Genomic DNA, 18,518 nt, shown 5'->3' on the forward strand with positions numbered 1-18,518 from the left:
GGGCAGGGGAATCGCATATGGATTTTTGGTCCGAACGGGATTCTGAGGGTGTCTCCTTGTGAGAGGGAGACGGTCGGATGGAGACGTTCGCGGCTTGTTTTTCGGCGATGGAGGATCCGCGGGCGAGGAACGCTCGGCATGATCTTCTGGAGTTGGTGTTCGTGGCCCTGGCGGCGGTGCTGTGCGGGGCGGAGGACTGCACTGACATGGCCGCCTTCGCGCGGGCCAAGCTGGATTTCCTGCGCCAGGTGGTGAAGCTGGAGCACGGTCCGCCCAGCCACGACACCTTCAGCCGCGTGTTTCGCCGATTGGCGCCCGAGCCGTTCGAAGCGGCCTTCGCCCAGTTCACCGCCGCCTTCGCCGGGGCCTTGAAGGGCGTGGTGGCGATCGACGGCAAGGCTCTGCGCGGAGCCTATGAGCGCGGATGCCGGGCCTCGCCGCTGCATCTGGTCAATGTCTGGGCCGCCGAGGCCCGGCTGGTGATCGGCCAGCGCCTGGCGCCGGGCCGCAACGAAGTGCTGGGCGCCCAGCAGGCCCTGGCCCTGCTGGGCCTGGAAGGCTGCATCGTCACCGCCGACGCCCTGCACTGCCGGGCCGACACCGCCCAGACCATCCTGGACACCGGAGCCGACTACGCCCTGGCCCTGAAGGCCAACCAACCSACCCTGCTGGCCAAGGCCCAGGCCCTGCTCGCCGCCGCCGATCCCACCAACGAGGCCCTCCARGGCCCCGCCAAGGGCCACGACCGGATCGAGGGCCGCGCCGCCCTGGTCGTCCCCGCCAAGGACATGGACTTTCCCGGCCTGGCCGCCGTCGCCCGCGTGGAGACCCACTGCAAGCGGGCCGGCGCCCCCGAGCCGGTCATCGTCCGCTTCTTCCTGCTGTCCACGCTCCTGTCCCCCGAAAGGATGCTCCAGGTCGCCCAGACCCACTGGACCATCGAGAACCAGCTGCACTGGGTGCTCGACGTGGCCCTGCTGGAGGACGCCTCGCGCAGCCGCAAGGACAACGCACCGCAAAACCTCGCCCTGATCCGAAAGCTCGCCCTCAACACCCTGCGACAGCACCCCGCACCCCGGCAAGGGTTCCATCAAGACCAAGATCAAGCGCGCCGGCTGGGATGAAACCTTCCTGCTCTCACTCCTGGGTCATATGCGATAGCCCTGCCCCTRTGGGGGAGGTGTCGGCGAAGCCGACGGAGGGGGGTTATCGGCAGGGCGCAATATCCCGGCCATTCGATCCTAAAACTCCCCCCACCGATCGCTTCGCGATCGCCTCCCCCACAGGGGGAGGATTTAGGGACACGGATTCGGCTGCAGGGCGTGCAGGGCGTTGACCGCCTTTTCCATCTCCTCGGTCCAGGTGAGGTCGAACGCGGCGATGTTGGTCTTCAGCTGGTCCATCGTGGTGGCGCCGATGATGGTGGCGGTGACGAACGCGCGGGTGTCGCAGAACTTCAGGGCCAGCTGGGCCGGGTCGACGCCGAAATGGGCGGCGAGCTCGACATAGCCGCGGATCGCCGGTTCGGCGCCGGGACCCTCGTAGCGCTGCATGCGGTTGTAGAGCGCCTTGCGCGAGCCCTCGGGCAGCTTGCCGTCCAGGTACTTGCCGGTCAGGGCGCCCTGGGCCAGGGGCGAATAGGCCAGCAGGCCCACCTGCTCGCGCATGGCGATCTCGGCGAGGCCGTATTCGAACGTGCGGTTGGCCAGGTGGTAGGCGTTCTGGATCGAGGCGATGCGCGGCAGGCCGTGCGTTTCCGCCTCGGCCAGGAAACGCATCACGCCCCACGGGAACTCGTTGGAGACGCCGATCGCCCGGATCGTTCCCTTCCTCACATGGGCGTCCAGCGCCTCGAGGATGTCGCCGAACGCCTCGAAGTCCTGCTCGTAGTCCTTGAAGGTCTGGCCGCCGAACACCCGCACCGGGCGGTCGGGCCAGTGCAGCTGGTAGAGGTCCAGATAGTCGGTCTGCAGGCGCTTCAGCGACTGCTCGACCGCGTAGTCGATCTGGGCCTTGGTCTGGCGGGTGGGACCGCCGTCGGGCCGCATCCACGACAGGCCGCCGAACGCCGTGCCCCGACCGGCCACCTTGGAGGCCAGGACGATCTCCTGGCGCTTGCCGCTCTTCTTCAGCCACGACCCGATGTGGCGCTCCGTCGACCCCTGCGTCTCTGGGCTGGGCGGGCTGGCGTACATCTCGGCGGTGTCCCAGAAGGTCACGCCCTGGGCGAGCGCGTAGTCCATCTGCTGGTGGGCCTCCGCCTCGCTGTTCTGCGAGCCCCAGGTCATGGTGCCCAGGCAGCAGCGCGAGACCTGGATGCCGGTCCGGCCGAGTTCGACGTAGTCCATGGCGCCCCTTTCAAGGATGTTGCGGATTCATCTTAAGGGCGGCGCGCGCCACGGAAAGCGCAACATCTTGCATGATACTCGCGGGGCCCCGATATTCGGGAAGCGTCCAAGATGGGCGCGCTGTTTTTTCGAAGGGCCTTAACCCGATGAACGACTTCAACCGCGGCTACGCGCGCTCGATCCCCGCGGATCGCGCCGACATGTCGGTTGACGCCGGCCTGCGTAGTTTCATGCTTGGCGTCTACAACAAGGTGGCGCTGGGTCTTCTGCTTTCCGCCGCCCTGGCCTACCTGACGACCGCCTATGCGCCGGTCGCCAACCTGCTCTACATCCAGACCCCGGAGGGCCGTCTTGTCGGCTTCACGGTGCTGGGCATGGTGCTGCGCTTCGCGCCGCTGGCCATGATCCTGGTGTCGATCTTCGCCATGCGCAACCCGACCGCCCGCTCTTCGGGCGCGCTGTACTGGGCGCTGGTGGCCTCGATCGGCGCGGGCCTGGGCCTGTGGCTGCTGGTCTACCAGATCCAGTCGGTGTTCACGACGTTCCTGATCACCGCCATCGCCTTCGGCGGCCTCAGCCTGTTCGGCTACACCACCAAGAAAGACCTGACCGGTTTCGGCAGCTTCCTGATCATGGGCCTGATCGGCCTGGTGCTGGCCTCGCTGGCCCAGATGTTCCTGCACCTGCCGGGCCTGAGCTTCATCATCAGCATCCTGGGCGTGTTCATCTTCGCGGGCCTGATCGCCTACGACACCCAGAACCTGAAGATGAACTACTACCAGATGGTGGGCGTCGATCGCGACTCGATGGCGGTGGCCACCAACTACGGCGCGCTGAACCTCTATCTGAACTTCATCAACCTGTTCCAATTCCTGCTCAGCATCTTCGGCTCGCGCCGCTAGATCCGGGTTCGGACCTGAAACGCGAAAGCCCCGGCGGGAAACCGCCGGGGCTTTTTGCTTGAGAGGCTCCGAGGACGCAGGGCGGCTCTAATCCACCACCTTGAACCGGCCCTTGTCGAACATCCGCAGCACCTGGCCGAGGTCGTGGCCGCGCTTCAGGGTCAGGCCGCCCTGGCCGATCACCGCCCATTGGCCCTGCTTGCGGGCCAGGGCCGGGCGCTTCTCGATGCGGTAGAGCGGGGCCTCGGCCGCGTGGCGGAACACCGAGAACACCGCGTGGTCGATCGTCCCGGCCATGCCGTAGTCGCGCCACTCGCCGGCGGCGACCATCCGGCCATACAGCCGCAGGAGCTGGTCGATCTCGCGGCGCTCGAAGAAAACGACGCCGGCGGCGGGGCGGGAATCCAGGGCCATCGGCCGAATCCTAAACCCAAATCGGGCCCGGATGCGAGCGGCGCCGTGCACGCCCCTCGCCAGCGTTGCGGCCACGCTACAGTCGCGCTTGATAATGTCCGGCCCGGCTCCGGCGGACACGAAATGACCTTAATTTGGACCCGCCGCCGCCCGCTTGGCTCTCCATCTTGAGGCTGTCGGCTGATCGGACATCCTGCGGTTCAGGATCCTGAACAGCCCCCCCAGCCCCCTTGATCGTGGGCCGATCGGCCGACAGACAACTCTCTGCACTACCCGCTCAGAACCCCGCGTGGCGCCCCTCTCCACGCGGGGTTTTCGCGTGCGCGTCACACGGCTTGGCCGCCGATGCAGGCGGGCGACACATGGCGGACACGAACCGCCGCGAAACGACCTTGATCACGCCCTTCGAGCGCCGGCTTGGCCCGCCATAAGATCATTGTCGGCTGATCGGACGTCCCGGCTCGGACCCTGATTGCCCCCCAGCCCCCGACCCGGGCTCCGGTCGGCCGACGGTCTAGATATTCCCCTCCCCCTAAGAGGCCCGCGCGGTGTCCCCTCCCCGCGCGGGCCTTTCTTTATGGGGGAGGCGATCGCGAAGCGATCGGTGGGGGGAGTGTTGCGAGGGCGGCTCAGGAATCGACGATTCGACAACTCCCCCCCTCCGTCGGCTGCGCCGACACCTCCCCCAAAGGGAGAGGGTTTTCTATTTCTCCGCCGCTTCCTGCAGCACGCCGATCACCCGGCCGCCCTTGGCGCCCTGCACCAGGATTACGGTCTTCAGCGCCTCGTCGCCCGCCGCCGGCAGACGGTACAGCCTGGGCCGGCCGTTCCAGGGGCCCAGGCGGACCAGCTCGCGCACGATGTTACGGTGGACCAGGGTCTGGCCGCGGTTGTCGCCGCGCTTGACGGCGATGTCCTGCTCGCGCGGATCGTAGCGCACCAGCCAGACCTCGCCCCCGCCGCGCGGCGCGGGCCCCGAGCCGACGGCGACGCGGGCGCCGTCGCCGACGAATTCCATGTCCGGCGGGTTGGAGGGCGCCTTGGCGGCCTCCTTGACCAGGGTCTCGACGGCTTCGGCCTTGGCGCCGGACGCCTGCTGGCGGCCGGCGACTACCACCTGCGGGGTCGGCACGTCGCGCAGCGAGAACTTCGTGGCGTAGGCGCGCTGGCGAGCGGCGAAGGCGGGCTTGGCGAAGGTGTCGGTCCAGCCCAGATAGTCCCAGTAGTCGACCGAATAGGTCAGGGCCAGCACGCCCTTGTCGTCGGCCATGTCGGCGACGACCTGGTTGGCCTTGCCGCAGGACGAGCAACCTTGGGCGGTGAACAGCTCGACGACCACCGGCGGTTTCGCGGCGAAGGCGGGCGCGGCTGAAAAACCCGCGAGGGTGGCGAGAACAACGGAGAGCAGGGCCTGACGCATGTGCGGGGCACTTAAGCCAAGATCGCGGAAGATGGCCGTTCACGAGGCCGTGAAGGCGGGCTTTCCGCACAAAAACCGTCAACTGCAGGGTGCGCCGGCCGTGCGGCAAGGAAAAAGCCGGGCCCTTTCGGACCCGGCTTGATTTTGTCCGGCGCTGAAGGCGCCCTGACCGGGGCCCTTAGTCGGCCTTGGCCAGGTTGCGCAGCACGTAGTTCAGCACGCCGCCGTTCTTGAAGTATTCAAGCTCGGTGGGCGTGTCGATGCGGCAGCGGACCGGGAAGCGGGCGATGCGGCCGTCGGTCGGGCGGTAGAGCTCGACGATCAGCTGCTTACGCGGCGCCAGGTCCTGCAGGCCGCGGATCGACACGATCTCCTCGCCCGTCAGTTCCAGCTTCTGCCAGCCTTCCTGGACGAACTGCAGCGGCAGCACGCCCATGCCGACCAGGTTGCTGCGGTGGATGCGCTCGAAGCTCTCGCAGATCACCGCCCGGACGCCCAGCAGCTTGGTGCCCTTGGCGGCCCAGTCGCGCGAGCTGCCGGTGCCGTATTCCTTGCCGCCGAACACCACGGCCGGACGGCCCTCGGCCTGGTACTTCATGGCCGCGTCGTAGATCGACATCACCTCGCCCGAGGGGAAGTGCTTGGTCACGCCGCCTTCGATGTCCGGGGTGATCTTGTTGCGGATGCGGATGTTGGCGAACGTGCCGCGCATCATCACCTGGTGGTTGCCGCGACGGGCGCCGTAGCCGTTGAAGTCCAGCGGGTCGACGCCGTGGTCGATCAGGTACTGGCCAGCGGGGCTGGTCTTCTTGATCGAGCCGGCCGGGCTGATGTGGTCGGTGGTGATCGAGTCGCCGAACACGGCCAGGACGCGGGCTTCCACGATGTCGGTGACCGGGGTCGGGGTCATCGACATGTTGGGGAAATAGGGCGGGTTCTGGACGTAGGTCGAGTCGCCTTCCCAGGCGTAGGTCTGGCCGCCGGTGATCTTGATCCCCTGCCAGTTCTTGTCGCCCTTGAAGACGTCGCCATAGCGGGTGGCGAACATCTTCTCGGTGACCGACTTGCGCTGCAGGGCGGCGATGTCCTCGTTCGAGGGCCAGATGTCCTTCAGGAAGACGTCGGCGCCCTTCTTGTCCTGGCCCAGCGGCTGGGTGGTCAGGTCGATCTTCATCGAGCCGGCCAGGGCGTAGGCCACCACCAGCGGCGGCGAGGCCAGGTAGTTGGCGCGGACGTCCGGATTGACCCGGCCTTCGAAGTTGCGGTTGCCCGACAGCACCGAGCAGGCCACCAGGTCGGCGTCGTTGACGGCCTTGCTGATGTTCTCGGGCAGCGGACCCGAGTTGCCGATGCAGGTGGTGCAGCCGTAGCCGACCAGGTTGAAGCCCAGCGCGTCCAGATGCTTGGTCAGGCCGGCCTTCTGCAGGTAGTCGGTGACCACCTGCGAGCCGGGGGCCAGCGAGGTCTTCACCCACGGCTTGACCTTCAGGCCCTTGGCGACCGCGTTCTTGGCCAGCAGGCCGGCGGCGATCAGCACCGAGGGGTTGGAGGTGTTGGTGCAGCTGGTGATGGCCGCGATGACCACGTCGCCGTGGCCGACGTCGAAGTTTTCGCCCTCGACCGGCACGCGGGCGGCGGGGGCCTCGGCCTTGCCGAACTCACCGGCCAGGCTTTCGGCGAACTTGCCGGCGGCCTCGGTCAGCAGCACGCGGTCCTGCGGGCGCTTGGGGCCGGCCAGCGACGGCAGCACGGTCGACAGGTCCAGCTCCAGGGTGTCGGTGAAGGTCGGCTCGGCGACGCCGGGCTCCCACCACAGGCCCTGCTCCTTGGCGTAGGCTTCCACCAGGGCGACGCGGGCGGCGTCGCGGCCGGTGCCCTTCAGATAGGCCACGGTCGAGGCGCTGATCGGGAAGAAGCCGCAGGTCGCGCCGTATTCCGGAGCCATGTTGGCGATGGTCGCCTGGTCTTCCAGGGTCAGGTTGGCCAGGGCGTCGCCGTAGAATTCGACGAACTTGCCGACCACGCCCTTCTTGCGCAGCATCTGGGTGACGGTCAGCACCAGGTCGGTGGCCGTCGCGCCTTCCGGCATGGCGCCGGTCAGCTTGAAGCCGATGACTTCCGGAATCAGCATCGGGATCGGCTGGCCCAGCATGGCCGCCTCGGCCTCGATGCCGCCCACGCCCCAGCCCAAGACCGACAGGCCGTTGACCATGGTGGTGTGGCTGTCGGTGCCGACCACGGTGTCGGGATAGGCGACTTCGGCGCCGTCGACGGCGGCGGTCCAGACGGTCTGGGCCAGGTATTCCAGGTTCACCTGGTGGCAGATGCCCGTGCCCGGAGGCACGACGCGGAAATTGTTGAACGCCGACGAACCCCAGCGCAGGAAGCGGTAGCGCTCGATGTTGCGCTCGTATTCCTTGGCGACGTTCTCGTCATAGGCCTTGGACGAACCGAAGTTGTCGACCATCACCGAGTGGTCGATGACCAGGTCGACCGGGTTCAGCGGGTTGATCTTGGCGGGGTCGGCGCCCAGCGACACCATGGCGTCGCGCATGGCGGCCAGGTCGACGACCGCCGGAACGCCGGTGAAGTCCTGCATCAGCACGCGGGCCGGGCGGAAGCTGATCTCGTGCTCGACGCTGCCCTTGTTGTCCAGCCAGTTGGCCACGGCCTTGAGGTCGGCTTCGTTGACCGAAACGCCGTCTTCGTAGCGCAGCAGGTTCTCCAGCAGCACCTTCATCGACACCGGCAGCTTGCCGGCGTCGGCCAGACCGGCTTCCTCAGCGGCGCGAAGGCTGTAATAGACGTAGGTCTTGCCGCCGACGACGAGTTCGCGGCGGGTTTTGAGGCTGTCTACAGACGCCATTTCGAAGGATCCCTTCTCTGTCCACGGCCGCCGGAAAACCTCTCCAGGGATCGCGCGATCGAGGCGGACCCACAGCGTCCATCCTCGCGCCGCGTACGCCCCATCCAATGCGGAGGGTGACGGCCGAGGGCTTCTTAGCCGTCGTCGTGGGCAACGTCCATGCGCAGGGCAGGGTCTTGAGGGCTTGCGGCCTATGTTGAGAACTATTCGCATCAAGGACTTAAGTCTTGTTCGCGGCGAACGGCGGCTGTTCTCGGGGCTGGACCTGGAGGTTTCGGCCGGCCAGGCGGTGGCGCTGACCGGGCGCAACGGCGCGGGCAAGACCAGTCTCTTGCGGGCGGTGGCGGGACTGTTGCGGCCGTCGCAGGGCGTCATCGGCTTCGACGGCGAGGCCGGCCCGCTGGAGGCCGAGGTCGCGCGGTCCGACGGCCTGCACCTGGTCGGCCATCACGACGGCCTGAAATCGACGCGCTCGGCCTGGGAGGAGCTGCTGTTCCAGGCCCGCTGGACGGGCGGCTCGGAGGCCTCGGCCCGCGACGCGGCGACCCGCCTGGACCTGGACCGCCTGCTCGACCTGGAGGTCCGCCGCCTGTCGGCCGGCCAGCGGCGGCGCGTGGCCCTGGCGCGGCTGCTGGCCAGTCCTCGGTCGCTGTGGCTGCTGGACGAGCCGATGGCCCCGCTGGACGCCGGCCATCGCGAGGGCTTCGGCGTCCTGATGGCCGAGCACCTGGCCGGCGGCGGCATGGTGCTGGCCGCCGTGCACGACCCCCTGCCCGTGCCCTGCCGGGTGGTGGAGGTGGGGGGATGAACGCCTTCCTGATCTTGCTGCGCCGCGAGTTGGCTCTGGCCTGGGGCAAGGGCGGTGGTCCTCTGCTGGCCCTGGCCTTCTACGCCTGCGTGGTCACCCTACTGCCCCTGGCCGCCGGCCGCGCGCCCGAACGGCTGGCCAGCCTGGCCCCCGGCATCGCCTGGCTGGCCCTGGCCCTGGCCGCCCTGCTGTCCCTGGAGCGGCTGTTCGAACGCGACTTCGAGGACGGGGCGTTGGACCTGCTGGCGCTGGGTCCCGCGCCGCTCGAGATCGTGGCCGTGGCCAAGTGCCTGGCCCATTGGCTGGCGGCGGGCGCGCCCCTGGCCTTCGCCGCTCCGATCGCCGCCCTGGCTCTGGGGGCCTCGCCGGCCATCATCCCGCTGCTGATCCCCTGCGCCCTGGCCGGGGGCCTGGCCTTCTCGTTCCTGGGCGGGCTGGGGGCCAGCCTGGCCCTGGGCAGCAAGCGCGGCGGCCTGCTGGTGGCGGTGATCGTCCTGCCGCTCTACGTGCCGCCGGTGATCTTCGGGGCCGGCGCCCTGGACGCCCTGGCCGGCGGCCTGCCCTGGACCGGCGGCCTGTTCCTGCTGCTGGCCTATTCGGCGGCGGCCGTGGCGCTGGGACCGATCGCCATGGCGGCGGCTTGTCGGAATGCGCTGGATTAGGCTGAACTCCAGGGCTCGGCCCAAGCTCAGTGGCGGAAACCCTCGTCCTTCGACAAGCTCAGGATGAGGGTTTCTTTTGAACCGTCGTCGAATTCGTCCTCATCCTGAGCTTGTCGAAGGACGAGGACGCTCCCAGGTCTCCCGCCGCTCCTAAATCGGCCCCGCGCTGGCGCAGACGGACTGGCTCCGTCGCTCGCCCAGCACCACCGCGAAGCTGCCGGCGATGATCATCAGCCCGCCGGCCGCCAGGGCCCAGGTCAGGCGGTCGCCGAACAGCATCACCCCGACGCAGGCGCCCATCAGCGGCTCGATGTTGATGAACACCCCGGCGCTGGCGCTGTCGACCCGGGCCGAGCCGAACTGCCAGGCGGCGGTGGCCACCAGGGTGCTCAGGACGCCCAGACCCAGGATGCCGCCCCAGGCGACCGGGCTGAGGTCCAGCCTCGGCGGGCCGTGCATCAGGAAGGCGATCGGGGCCACGGTGACGGCGGCGACGATCACCGTCACCGCAGGAATGGCCATCTCGTTGGGTGCCTTGGGCGCGCGGCGCAGCACCGTCAGCCAGGCCAGGAAGATGAACAGCGAGCCCAGCGACAGGGCCACGCCCAGCGGCGAGCCGGCCCCGTCGGGCTTGCCGGCGATCAGGGCGGCCCCCAGGGTCGCGGCGGCGACCCCGGCCCACGAGGCGCGGCTGACCTTTTCGCCCAGCAGCTTGGCCGCGATGGCGATCAGGGCCGGCATGGCCCCGACCAGCAGGGCCGCCAGGGTGACGCTGACATGGGCCAGGCCCTCGAACTGCACCATGAAGGCGATGCCATAGAGCGCGCCGGCCAGAAGGACGACCGGCGAGCGGAACAGGGCCCGGGTCTCGGCGCTGCGCAGGGCGAACGGCGCGGCCACCACCGCCGCCACCACGAAGCGCAGCAGCACCATGTGGGCGGAGTCGGTCTCGCGCAGCACCAGCTTGCCCAGCGGAAAGCCGAGGCCCCAGCACAGGCCGGAGACGATCAGGGCGAGAAAGGCGATGCGTTTGTTGGAGCGGTTCATGACCGGGCTTCTAACCGTGTTCGTGCCGAGTTGTGTCAACACCGAGCGCTAGGGGGCGAATTCCCCGTCCTTCGACAAGCTCAGGATGAGGAATTCGAATGCCACCGCTGCAAAAGTAGCCCTCATCCTGAGCCTGTCGAAGGACGAGGGCGGCTCATGAACCGCTAGAGTTTCAGCCCGAACCGCGGTCCGATCGCCGTCATCGTCAGATAGAGGCCGATGGTGACCGCGCAACCGGCCCCCAGCGCCATCCAGAAGTTCACGCCCCGCCGCAGCAGGGCCGGCACGATCAGGAACATCGGCAGGGACGGCAGCACGTACCAGAAGGTGGCCTCGACATGGGTCGCCATCCGCTTGACGTCATGGGTGTCGCGCCACAGCCACAGCATGCCCAGGATCGAGATCAGCGGCAGCGAGGCGACCAGGGCGCCGAAGCCCGGCTGGCGCTTGGCGATCTCGGACACCAGGGCGATGATCACGCCCGAAATCGCGGCCTTGGCCAGCAGGTGCAGCATCGCGCGGGTCTCCCTGGACGGCGGCGAGGTGTTTATGCATCGCGGCGTCCGTCAGTTCTGCAATATTCGCCGGTGATCCTGACATTCCCGGGTTACACGCGGACTCGAGGTTCCGCTCCAGGAACAATCCCTTGGAGCAACCCATGCGCCTGCAGCCCAGCCGCCTCGCCCTGATAGCCGCGGCCGTCTTCACGTTTTCCGGCGCGGCGGTCGCCGTCGCCCAGGACGGTCCCCCGCCGCCCGGTCCCCCGCCCATGACCGACGACGGCCCGGCCGGTCCCGGCGGACCGCCGGCGATGATGCGCCACCACCGCCTCGACCCCGAAGCCCACGCCCAGCATCTGCGCGACGTGCTGCAGCTGCGCGCCGACCAGGACGGCGCCCTGAAGGCCTATCTGGACGCCGTCGCGCCCAAGGATTGGACCAAGGACCATCCGAAGCGGGAAGCGGTCGACACACCGCGCCGGCCGCCGACCACGCCCGAACGCCTGGATCGCGAGGCCGAGCGCCTGGGCCGCGCCAGGGCGCGGATCGACGCCACCCGCGCCTTCTACGCCGCCCTGTCGCCTAGCCAGAAAAAGGCCTTCGACGCCCTGGGCCCGATGGCCGGCGGCCACGGCCCGATGATGCGCCGCGCCGAATTCCGCCACTTCAAGGGCGGTCCGGGCGGAATGCCGCCCCGGCCGAAGGCGGACTAGGTAGCCTCCACGATTGCGGGCGCCCTCCAGGTCTTCTAAGGCTCGGGACATGGGCGCCCGTGATCCACACCATCCGCTGGACTTCCTGACCAACCCCGAGCGGTTCATGGCCTTTTCGCGCTGGGCCGCGCCGATGTTCGGCGTAGTCGCCGCGGTGCTGGCCGCCGTGGGCCTGGTGCTGACCTTCGCCGCGCCGGAGGATTACCAGCAGGGCGACACCGTGCGGATGATGTTCATCCACGTGCCGGCCGCCTCGCTGTCGCTGTTCGTCTATCTGTGCCTGGGGATCGCCAGCTTCCTGGCCCTGGTGTTTCGCCACGCCCTGGCCGACGCCGCCGCCGTGGCCTGCGCCCCGCTGGGCGCGGCCTTCACCGCCCTGGCCCTAGCCACCGGATCGCTGTGGGGCAAGCCGATGTGGGGAACCTGGTGGGTGTGGGACGCCCGCCTGACCTCGGTGCTGGTGCTGCTGCTGTTCTACCTGGGCTACCTGGCCCTGCGCTCGGCGCTCGAGGACGAGCAGAAGGCGGCCCGGGCCGCCGCCATCCTGGCCCTGGTCGGCCTGATCAACCTGCCGATCGTCAAGTTCTCGGTCGAATGGTGGAACAGCCTGCACCAGGGCAGCTCCACCCTGTTCGCCAAGCCGGGCAACGGCCTGCCGGCGGTCTATGCCTGGCCGATGCTGGTGATGAGCCTGGCCTATCTGTCGGCCTTCGGCGCGCTGTGGCTGGTTCGGATACGCGCCCTGGTCTGGCGGCGCAAGGCCCGCGCCCTGGCCCTGCAGCAGGCGGAAGGCTAGCCGATGCACTTCGATTTCGACGCCGGCAAGTACGCGGTCTATGTCTGGCCGGCCTTCGCCCTGACGGCCGGCGCCTTCGTCTGGATGATCGCCGACAGCCTGGCCTCGGCCCGTCGCTGGCGGCGCGAGGCCGAACGGCTCCAGGCCCAGCGGGACGCGAGGAAGCCGTGAGGCGCTGGATCGGCTTCGCGCCGCTGGTCGTGCTGGTCGGCCTGGGCGTGCTGTTCGCCGGCTACGCTCTCAAGCACGATCCGCATGTCCAGCCCCACGCCCTGGTCGGCAAGCCCGTCCCTGCGGTGACCCTGCCCGACCTGGACACCGGGGCGATGGTCGCCGTGCGCGACGCGCCGAAGGGACCGCGCCTGATCAACTTCTTCGCCTCCTGGTGCGCCCCCTGCCGGGTCGAGGCTCCGCAGCTGATGGCGCTGAAGGCCCGGGGCGTCACCCTGGTCGGGGTAGCCTACAAGGACGAGCCCGCTCGCACCCAGGCGTTCCTGGGCGAACTGGGCGACCCGTTCGCCGTCAAGCTGATGGATCGCAACGGCCGGGCCGGCATCGAGTTCGGCGTCACCGGCGTGCCCGAGACCTTCCTGGTCGGGGCCGACGGCGTGATCCTGGCCAAGCACAGTGGCCCCCTGACCGACGCCGACGTCGAGGAGATGCTGGCCAAGCTGCGCTAGCCGGACGCCAAAAGGCCCGGACGGCTTTCGCGGTCCGGGCCTCTGGTCTGTCTAGAACGGCTGCGGCTTAGCAGCGATGGCCCTTGCCGATCTGGCTGCCGGCATAGGCCCCGACGCCCGCGCCCAGCAGGGTGCCGGGAGTGCGGTTGCCGTTCGAGACCGAGTTGCCCAGCAGGCCGCCGGCCAGGGCGCCGATCACCGCGCCGGTCGCCTTGCCGTTCTTGCGGTGCGAGCGGCAGCTGTCGTAGCGGCTGTAGCGGCTGTCATAGCGACGATCGTAACGGCTGTCGTAGCGCGACTCGTAGCGGTGGTGGTCGCGGTAGTAGCGGCCGTCATGGGCCGAGGCGAAGCTCGGGGCCGAAACCAGGCTCAGGGCGGCCGTGGCCGCGGCGATCATCGAGAGGGTGGTCTTGGTGGCGGTACGCATCGGGTGTCCCTTTCCATTCAAATTCATGTCCGACCGGCCCCGATCCGATCGATCTTGAGGACACCCTACGCCCCGCCGCCTGAACGGCGTCGGCAACCCGACTTTCATCTGGCGTTCAGGTTGGCGTCCGGTTTTGGCCGTGTTTCGTTGAACGGAGCCGCGACCATTAACCGCGCGTTGACCATGCTCGCCGACCTTGCATTAACCATGATAGAGTCGCGTCCATGAGCACGATCCGTCCGACCGGCCTGCCGTCCGTCCCACCGAGACCCGCCTCAGCGCAAGGCTCGTCGGCGGCTGGCGGCTCGCGCGCGGCGGCGTTCTTCCAGGCGGCCGTCAGCGACGCCGCCGCGGCCCGACCCACCGCCCCGCCGATCGCCGTCCAGCTGCAGACCCAGGCCCAACCGCAGCGTCCGCCGCCGGCCCGGCCGTTCGTCCAGCCGGCCGAGCAGCCACAGAAGATCCTGCGCCCGGGCTCGCTGCTGAATATCCTGGTCTAGACGTCTAGACCGGCCAGGTGTCCGGACTCATCGCCAGCACCTCGCCCGCCAGGTAGAGCGAGCCGCAGATCAGCACGTGCGGCGTCGGCTCGAGCGCCAGCGCCTTGTCGAGCGCCGCCTCGACGCTGTCGCAGGCATGGGCCCGCAGGCCGGCCAGTTCCGCCGCCGCCGCCGTCTGGGCCGCGCTGGCCGCGGCATGGCCCTCGAACGTCACGGAAAAGACCTTGGCCTTCAGCGGTGCGAACGGCGCGAAGAACCCCGTGGCGTCCTTGTTGGCCAGCAGGCCGGAGATCAGGGCCACGGGCCGCCCGTCGCGCGCCGCCAAGTCGCCCAGGGCCCGGGCCACCGCCTGGCCCGCATGGGGATTGTGGCCGCCGTCCAGCCAGAGGTCCGCCCCGTCCGCCCGGGTCCGCTCCGCCAGGGGACCGGCCGTCAATCGCTGGAATCGGGCCGGCCAGGTGGCGGCTGCGATCCCCCGGGCCATGGCGGCCTCGTCGACGCGCGAATCGTTCAGGGTCAGCAAGGCCGCCACGGCCAGGCCGGCGTTGGCGAACTGATGCTCGCCCGGCAGGGCCGGGGCCGGCAGGTCCAGCAGGCGATCCTGCATCTGGACCAGCAGCCGGCCGCGTTCGTTCCAGGCGTCGAAGTCGCGGCCCATCAGGGTCAGGGGCGCCTCGAACAGGTCGGCCTCGCGTTCGACCACCCGCTCGGCCTCCTCCTGCTGGCGGGCCGAGACGACGGGGGTGTTGGGCTTGATGATCCCGGCCTTTTCCTGGGCGATGGCCGCCAGGGTGTCGCCCAGGAACTCGCGGTGGTCGATGTCGATCGGGGCGATCACGCTGACCGCGGGCAGGACGACATTGGTGGCGTCCAGGATCCCGCCCAGCCCCACCTCGACCAGGCAAAGGTCGGCCGGAACCTCGGAGAAGGCCTGGAAGGCCGCGGCGGTGGTGATCTCGAAGAAGGTGATCGGCAGGCCGGCGTTGGCCGCCTCGACGCGCTCGAGCACCTGGGCCAGGTGCTCGTCGGTGATCAGCGTCCCCGCCAGCCGGATGCGTTCGGCGAACCGCACCAAGTGCGGTGAGGTGAAGACGTGGACCCTCAGCCCGGCCGCCTCGGCCATGGCCCGCAGATAGGCGACGGTCGAGCCCTTGCCGTTGGTGCCGGCCACATGGATCACCGGCGGCAGCCTCTTCTGCGGATCGCCCAGGGCGGCGCACAGCCGCACCATGCGGTCCAGCGACAGGTCGATCAGCTTGGGATGCAGGGCCTGCAGCCGGGCCAGCGCGGCGTCATGGGCGCGGAGGTGGTCGGTCATGGAGGGTCCGCCCTCGTCCTTCGACAAGCTCAGGATGAGGGCTATTGCTCACTCTGCGCCAAATTCGATCCTCATCCTGAGCTTGTCGAAGGACGAGGATCGCTCACGAACGTGGATCAAGCCGCTTTCAGCGCCCGGCCCATCATCAGCGTGCCCAGGATCGAGCCCAGCACGGCCGGCAGGTCCTTGCGGTGCGTCACGCGGTCGACCATGCCCTTCTCGACCAGGTATTCCGAGCGCTGGAAGCCCGGCGGCAAGGTCTCGCGGATGGTCTGCTCGATCACCCGCGGGCCGGCGAAGCCGATCAGGGCGCCCGGCTCGGCCAAGTGCACGTCGCCCAGCATGGCGTAGGAGGCGGTGACGCCGCCGGTGGTCGGGTCGGTCAGCACCACCGCATAGGGCAGGCCGGCGTCCTTCATGGCGTTGATGGCCAGGGTGGTGCGGGCCATCTGCATCAGGGATAGCGCCCCTTCCTGCATCCGCGCGCCGCCTGCGGCGGTGAAGGCCACCAGCGGAACCTGGCGGGTGATCGCGGCCTCGGCGGCGGCGATGAAGCCCTCGCCCGCGGCCATGCCCAGCGAACCGCCCATGAAGGCGAAGTCCTGGACCAGCACCACGGTGTCGACGCCGCCGACCTTGCCGAAGGCGATGGCCATGGCGTCCTGCTCGCCGGTCGCCTTGCGAGCGGCGGCCAGGCGGTCCTTGTAGGACTTGCCGTCTGAGAACTTCAGCGGATCCTCGACCACGGCCGGGGTCGGCAGGACCTCGTGGACGCCGTCGTCGAAGGTGTATTTGAACCGCGCCTCGGGGCCGATGCGCATGTGGCGTCCGGCCGGGGTGACCCACAGGGCCGCGTCCAGGTCGGAGCGGTAGATCATCTCGCCGGTGTCGGGGCACTTGACCCACAGGTTCTCGGGCGTCTCGCGCTTGGCGAACGCGCCGCGCACGCCGGGCGCGATCCGCGACAGCCAGCCGCCGCGCCGCTCGGTCGCGATCTTGGTCTTGTCGCCCTTTTTGGGCCCCTGGGGTTCAGCCATCGCCATAGCCTTCAGCCTCACGCCATTTCGAGTCGCGCCGACCGCACAGCCTTAGCCAGCTCCGACGCCTTGAGAAGAACCTTCTCGGTCACGTTTTCGTTCACCTTGGCCGCGGATTCGATTTCATCCACCAGGGCCGAGCCGACCACAGCGGCGTCGGCGATCCGGGCGACGGCGGCCGCCTGCTCGGGGGTGCGGATGCCGAAGCCGACGGCCACCGGCAGGCCCGAGGCCGCCCGCAGCCGGGCCACGGCCGGGGCCACGTCGCCGGCGTCGGCCGACTTGACGCCGGTCACCCCGGCCACCGACACGTAATAGAGGAAGCCCGAGGTGCGGCGGACCACGGCCGGCAGGCGCGCGTCGTCGGTGGTGGGGGCGGCCAGGCGGATCAGCGAGACGCCGTGGGCTTCCAGGGCGTCGGCCAGCGGGTCGGCTTCCTCCGGCGGGCAGTCGACGACGATCAGGCCGTCCACCCCGGCCTGGGCGGCCTCGCGGGCGAAGGTCTCGAAGCCCTTGTTCACCAGCGGGTTCAGGTAGCCCATCAGGATCAGCGGGGTGTCGTCGTCGCCCTGGCGGAAGGCGCGGACCAGGTCTAGCGTGCCGTTCAGGGTCATCTTCTGGGCCAGGGCGCGCTGGCTGGCGCGCTGGATGGTCGGGCCCTCGGCCATCGGGTCCGAGAACGGGAAGCCCAACTCGATGATGTCGGCCCCGGCGGCCGGCAGGCCCTCCAGGATCGCCAGCGCCGTGGCGGCGTCGGGATCCCCGGCCATCACGTAGGAGACGAAGCCGGCCCGGTTCTCGGCCTTCAGCGCCGCGAACCGGCGGTCGATACGGTCTTTGGTCAAAGTCGCTCTAGCCCTAGATCGTCCGCCCGAGGGCGTCGGCCACGGTGAAGATGTCCTTGTCGCCCCGGCCCGACAGGCACAGCACGATCACCCCGCCCTCGCCGATCTCCCTGGCCAGCTGCGGCAGCTTGGCCAGGGCGTGGGCGCTTTCCAGGGCCGGGATGATGCCCTCGAGTTCGGCGCACAGCTGGAAGGCCTTCAGCGCCTCGTCGTCGGTGCAGGTCAGGTATTGGGCCCGGCCGACGTCGTGCAGGAACGAGTGCTCCGGCCCGATGCCCGGATAGTCCAGGCCCGCCGAGATCGAGTGGGCGTCCAGGATCTGGCCGTCGTCGTCCTGCAGCAGGTAGGTCTTGTTGCCGTGCAGAACGCCCGGGCGGCCGCCGGTCAGGGAGGCGGCGTGCTTGTCGGTCTCCAGGCCGTGGCCCGAGGCCTCGACGCCGTAGATCTTGACGCTCTCGTCGGCCAGGAAGGGGTGGAACATGCCGATGGCGTTCGAGCCGCCGCCCACGCAGGCCACGACCGCGTCGGGCAGCCGGCCTTCCAGGTCCTGGATCTGCTCGCGGGTCTCATTGCCGATCACCGCCTGGAAGTCGCGGACCATGGCCGGATAGGGATGCGGGCCGGCGGCGGTGCCGATCATGTAATAGGTGTCGGCCACGTTGGTGACCCAGTCGCGCATGGCCTCGTTCATGGCGTCCTTCAGGGTCGCCGCCCCCGAGGTCACCGGGCGGACTTCCGCGCCCAGCAGGTTCATGCGGAAGACGTTGGGCTTCTGCCGGGCCACGTCGACGGCGCCCATGTAGACGACGCAGGGCAGGCCGAAGCGGGCGGTGACGGTGGCCGAGGCCACGCCGTGCTGGCCCGCGCCGGTCTCGGCGATGATCCGGGTCTTGCCCATGCGCTGGGCCAGCAGGATCTGGCCCATGCAGTTGTTGATCTTGTGCGCGCCGGTGTGGTTCAGCTCCTCGCGCTTGAAGTAGATCTTGGCCCCGCCGAGATGGCGGCTCAGGCGCTCGGCGAAATAGAGCGGCGAGGGGCGGCCCACATAGTGGGTCAGGTAGCCGGCCAGCTCTTTCTGGAAGCTGGGATCGTTCTTGGCCTCGGTGTAGGCGCGGTCCAGCTCGAGCACGAGCGGCATCAGGGTCTCGGCCACGTAGAGGCCGCCATAGTCGCCGAAGCGGCCCTTGGCGTCCGGATAGGCGGACCAGTCGTTAGGTTTCACCGAAGCGTTCACG

19 protein-coding genes and 2 pseudogenes are annotated in these 18,518 nt (G+C 69.2%); 10 read left to right on the forward strand and 11 right to left on the reverse strand.

Features of this window, described 5'->3' with window-relative positions:
• The first annotated feature begins 77 nt into the window (after positions 1–77).
• Positions 78–1,161, forward strand: a pseudogene (locus ASD47_RS09005) (ISAs1 family transposase).
• A gap of 134 nt (positions 1,162–1,295) precedes the next feature.
• On the opposite strand, the gene ASD47_RS09010 reads toward ASD47_RS09005, so the two are convergent.
• Positions 1,296–2,348: an aldo/keto reductase gene (locus ASD47_RS09010; RefSeq protein WP_056754719.1), complete on the reverse strand. Its 1,053-nt coding sequence runs from the start codon at positions 2,346–2,348 to the stop codon at positions 1,296–1,298.
• A gap of 146 nt (positions 2,349–2,494) precedes the next feature.
• Between ASD47_RS09010 and ASD47_RS09015 the strand changes: the two genes are divergently transcribed.
• Positions 2,495–3,250: a Bax inhibitor-1/YccA family protein gene (locus ASD47_RS09015; RefSeq protein WP_056754721.1), complete on the forward strand. Its 756-nt coding sequence runs from the start codon at positions 2,495–2,497 to the stop codon at positions 3,248–3,250.
• Between the two features lie 87 nt (positions 3,251–3,337).
• On the opposite strand, the gene ASD47_RS09020 is transcribed toward ASD47_RS09015, so the two are convergent.
• From ASD47_RS09020 to acnA, 3 genes are all read right to left on the reverse strand, one after another.
• Positions 3,338–3,664, reverse strand: a complete 327-nt coding sequence (locus ASD47_RS09020; RefSeq protein WP_056754723.1) for a DUF2794 domain-containing protein — start codon at positions 3,662–3,664, stop codon at positions 3,338–3,340.
• A gap of 703 nt (positions 3,665–4,367) precedes the next feature.
• Entirely contained in the window at positions 4,368–5,084 is a 717-nt protein-coding gene (locus ASD47_RS09025) for a thioredoxin family protein (protein ID WP_056754727.1), read from the reverse strand.
• A gap of 178 nt (positions 5,085–5,262) precedes the next feature.
• Positions 5,263–7,950, reverse strand: coding sequence for an aconitate hydratase AcnA (gene acnA / locus ASD47_RS09030; protein WP_056754730.1), 2,688 nt, complete (start codon positions 7,948–7,950; stop codon positions 5,263–5,265).
• 193 nt (positions 7,951–8,143) lie between these two features.
• On the opposite strand from acnA, the gene ccmA reads away from it, so the two are divergent.
• From ccmA to ASD47_RS28175, 3 genes and pseudogenes are all read left to right on the forward strand, one after another.
• Positions 8,144–8,758 carry a heme ABC exporter ATP-binding protein CcmA gene (ccmA, locus tag ASD47_RS09035; protein WP_056754733.1) on the forward strand — a complete coding sequence of 205 codons (615 nt, stop codon included), beginning with the start codon at positions 8,144–8,146 and terminating at the stop codon, positions 8,756–8,758.
• A complete protein-coding gene (gene ccmB, locus ASD47_RS09040; RefSeq protein WP_056754736.1) occupies positions 8,755–9,420 on the forward strand; it encodes a heme exporter protein CcmB in 666 nt (221 codons plus the stop codon). Before ccmA ends, ccmB begins: the two co-directional genes overlap by 4 nt.
• Before the next feature lie 29 nt (positions 9,421–9,449).
• A pseudogene (locus tag ASD47_RS28175) lies at positions 9,450–9,550 on the forward strand (hypothetical protein); the annotation flags it as partial.
• A gap of 20 nt (positions 9,551–9,570) precedes the next feature.
• Here ASD47_RS28175 and ASD47_RS09045 read toward each other — a convergent pair.
• Together ASD47_RS09045 and ASD47_RS09050 are read right to left on the reverse strand one after the other, a co-directional pair.
• Positions 9,571–10,467, reverse strand: a complete 897-nt coding sequence (locus tag ASD47_RS09045) for a DMT family transporter (protein ID WP_056754739.1) — start codon at positions 10,465–10,467, stop codon at positions 9,571–9,573.
• 164 nt (positions 10,468–10,631) lie between these two features.
• Positions 10,632–10,982: a DUF3147 family protein gene (locus tag ASD47_RS09050; RefSeq protein ID WP_056754742.1), complete on the reverse strand. Its 351-nt coding sequence runs from the start codon at positions 10,980–10,982 to the stop codon at positions 10,632–10,634.
• A 143-nt stretch (positions 10,983–11,125) separates the two neighbouring features.
• On the opposite strand from ASD47_RS09050, the gene ASD47_RS09055 reads away from it, so the two are divergent.
• Genes ASD47_RS09055 through ASD47_RS09070 form a run of 4 tightly spaced genes read left to right on the forward strand, consistent with a single transcriptional unit; the run spans position 11,126 to position 13,156 of the window.
• Complete coding sequence (locus ASD47_RS09055) at positions 11,126–11,680, forward strand: Spy/CpxP family protein refolding chaperone (RefSeq protein ID WP_056754745.1); 555 nt, start codon at positions 11,126–11,128, stop codon at positions 11,678–11,680.
• 49 nt (positions 11,681–11,729) lie between these two features.
• A complete protein-coding gene (gene ccmC / locus ASD47_RS09060; RefSeq protein ID WP_056754748.1) occupies positions 11,730–12,476 on the forward strand; it encodes a heme ABC transporter permease CcmC in 747 nt (248 codons plus the stop codon).
• 3 nt (positions 12,477–12,479) lie between these two features.
• A complete protein-coding gene (gene ccmD / locus ASD47_RS09065) occupies positions 12,480–12,647 on the forward strand; it encodes a heme exporter protein CcmD (RefSeq protein WP_056754753.1) in 168 nt (55 codons plus the stop codon).
• Positions 12,644–13,156 carry a DsbE family thiol:disulfide interchange protein gene (locus tag ASD47_RS09070; RefSeq protein WP_056754756.1) on the forward strand — a complete coding sequence of 171 codons (513 nt, stop codon included), beginning with the start codon at positions 12,644–12,646 and terminating at the stop codon, positions 13,154–13,156. Before ccmD ends, ASD47_RS09070 begins: the two co-directional genes overlap by 4 nt.
• Positions 13,157–13,223: 67 nt before the next feature.
• On the opposite strand, the gene ASD47_RS09075 is transcribed toward ASD47_RS09070, so the two are convergent.
• On the reverse strand, positions 13,224–13,583 hold the full coding sequence (locus ASD47_RS09075; protein ID WP_056754760.1) for a glycine zipper domain-containing protein: 360 nt from the start codon (positions 13,581–13,583) through the stop codon (positions 13,224–13,226).
• A gap of 224 nt (positions 13,584–13,807) precedes the next feature.
• Here ASD47_RS09075 and ASD47_RS09080 point away from each other — a divergent pair, with 224 nt between their 5' ends.
• Positions 13,808–14,083, forward strand: coding sequence for a hypothetical protein (locus tag ASD47_RS09080; protein ID WP_056754762.1), 276 nt, complete (start codon positions 13,808–13,810; stop codon positions 14,081–14,083).
• Between the two features lie 4 nt (positions 14,084–14,087).
• On the opposite strand, the gene ASD47_RS09085 is transcribed toward ASD47_RS09080, so the two are convergent.
• The 4 genes from ASD47_RS09085 to trpB all read right to left on the reverse strand — a co-directional run bounded on the left by ASD47_RS09085 (position 14,088) and on the right by trpB (position 18,517).
• The gene (locus ASD47_RS09085; protein ID WP_056754765.1) at positions 14,088–15,401 is read right to left on the reverse strand and encodes a folylpolyglutamate synthase/dihydrofolate synthase family protein; all 1,314 of its coding nucleotides are present in this window, start codon (positions 15,399–15,401) and stop codon (positions 14,088–14,090) included.
• A gap of 116 nt (positions 15,402–15,517) precedes the next feature.
• Positions 15,518–16,444 carry an acetyl-CoA carboxylase carboxyltransferase subunit beta gene (locus tag ASD47_RS09090; RefSeq protein WP_056754768.1) on the reverse strand — a complete coding sequence of 309 codons (927 nt, stop codon included), beginning with the start codon at positions 16,442–16,444 and terminating at the stop codon, positions 15,518–15,520.
• 11 nt (positions 16,445–16,455) lie between these two features.
• A complete protein-coding gene (trpA, locus tag ASD47_RS09095; RefSeq protein WP_056754771.1) occupies positions 16,456–17,283 on the reverse strand; it encodes a tryptophan synthase subunit alpha in 828 nt (275 codons plus the stop codon).
• Positions 17,284–17,296: 13 nt separating this feature from the next.
• On the reverse strand, positions 17,297–18,517 hold the full coding sequence (gene trpB, locus ASD47_RS09100) for a tryptophan synthase subunit beta (protein WP_056754774.1): 1,221 nt from the start codon (positions 18,515–18,517) through the stop codon (positions 17,297–17,299).
• Position 18,518 lies beyond the last annotated feature (1 nt).

The sequence above is a fragment of the Caulobacter sp. Root1472 genome, from assembly GCF_001426985.1.
In the GTDB taxonomy this organism is placed as follows: Bacteria; Pseudomonadota; Alphaproteobacteria; order Caulobacterales; family Caulobacteraceae; genus Caulobacter; species Caulobacter rhizosphaerae.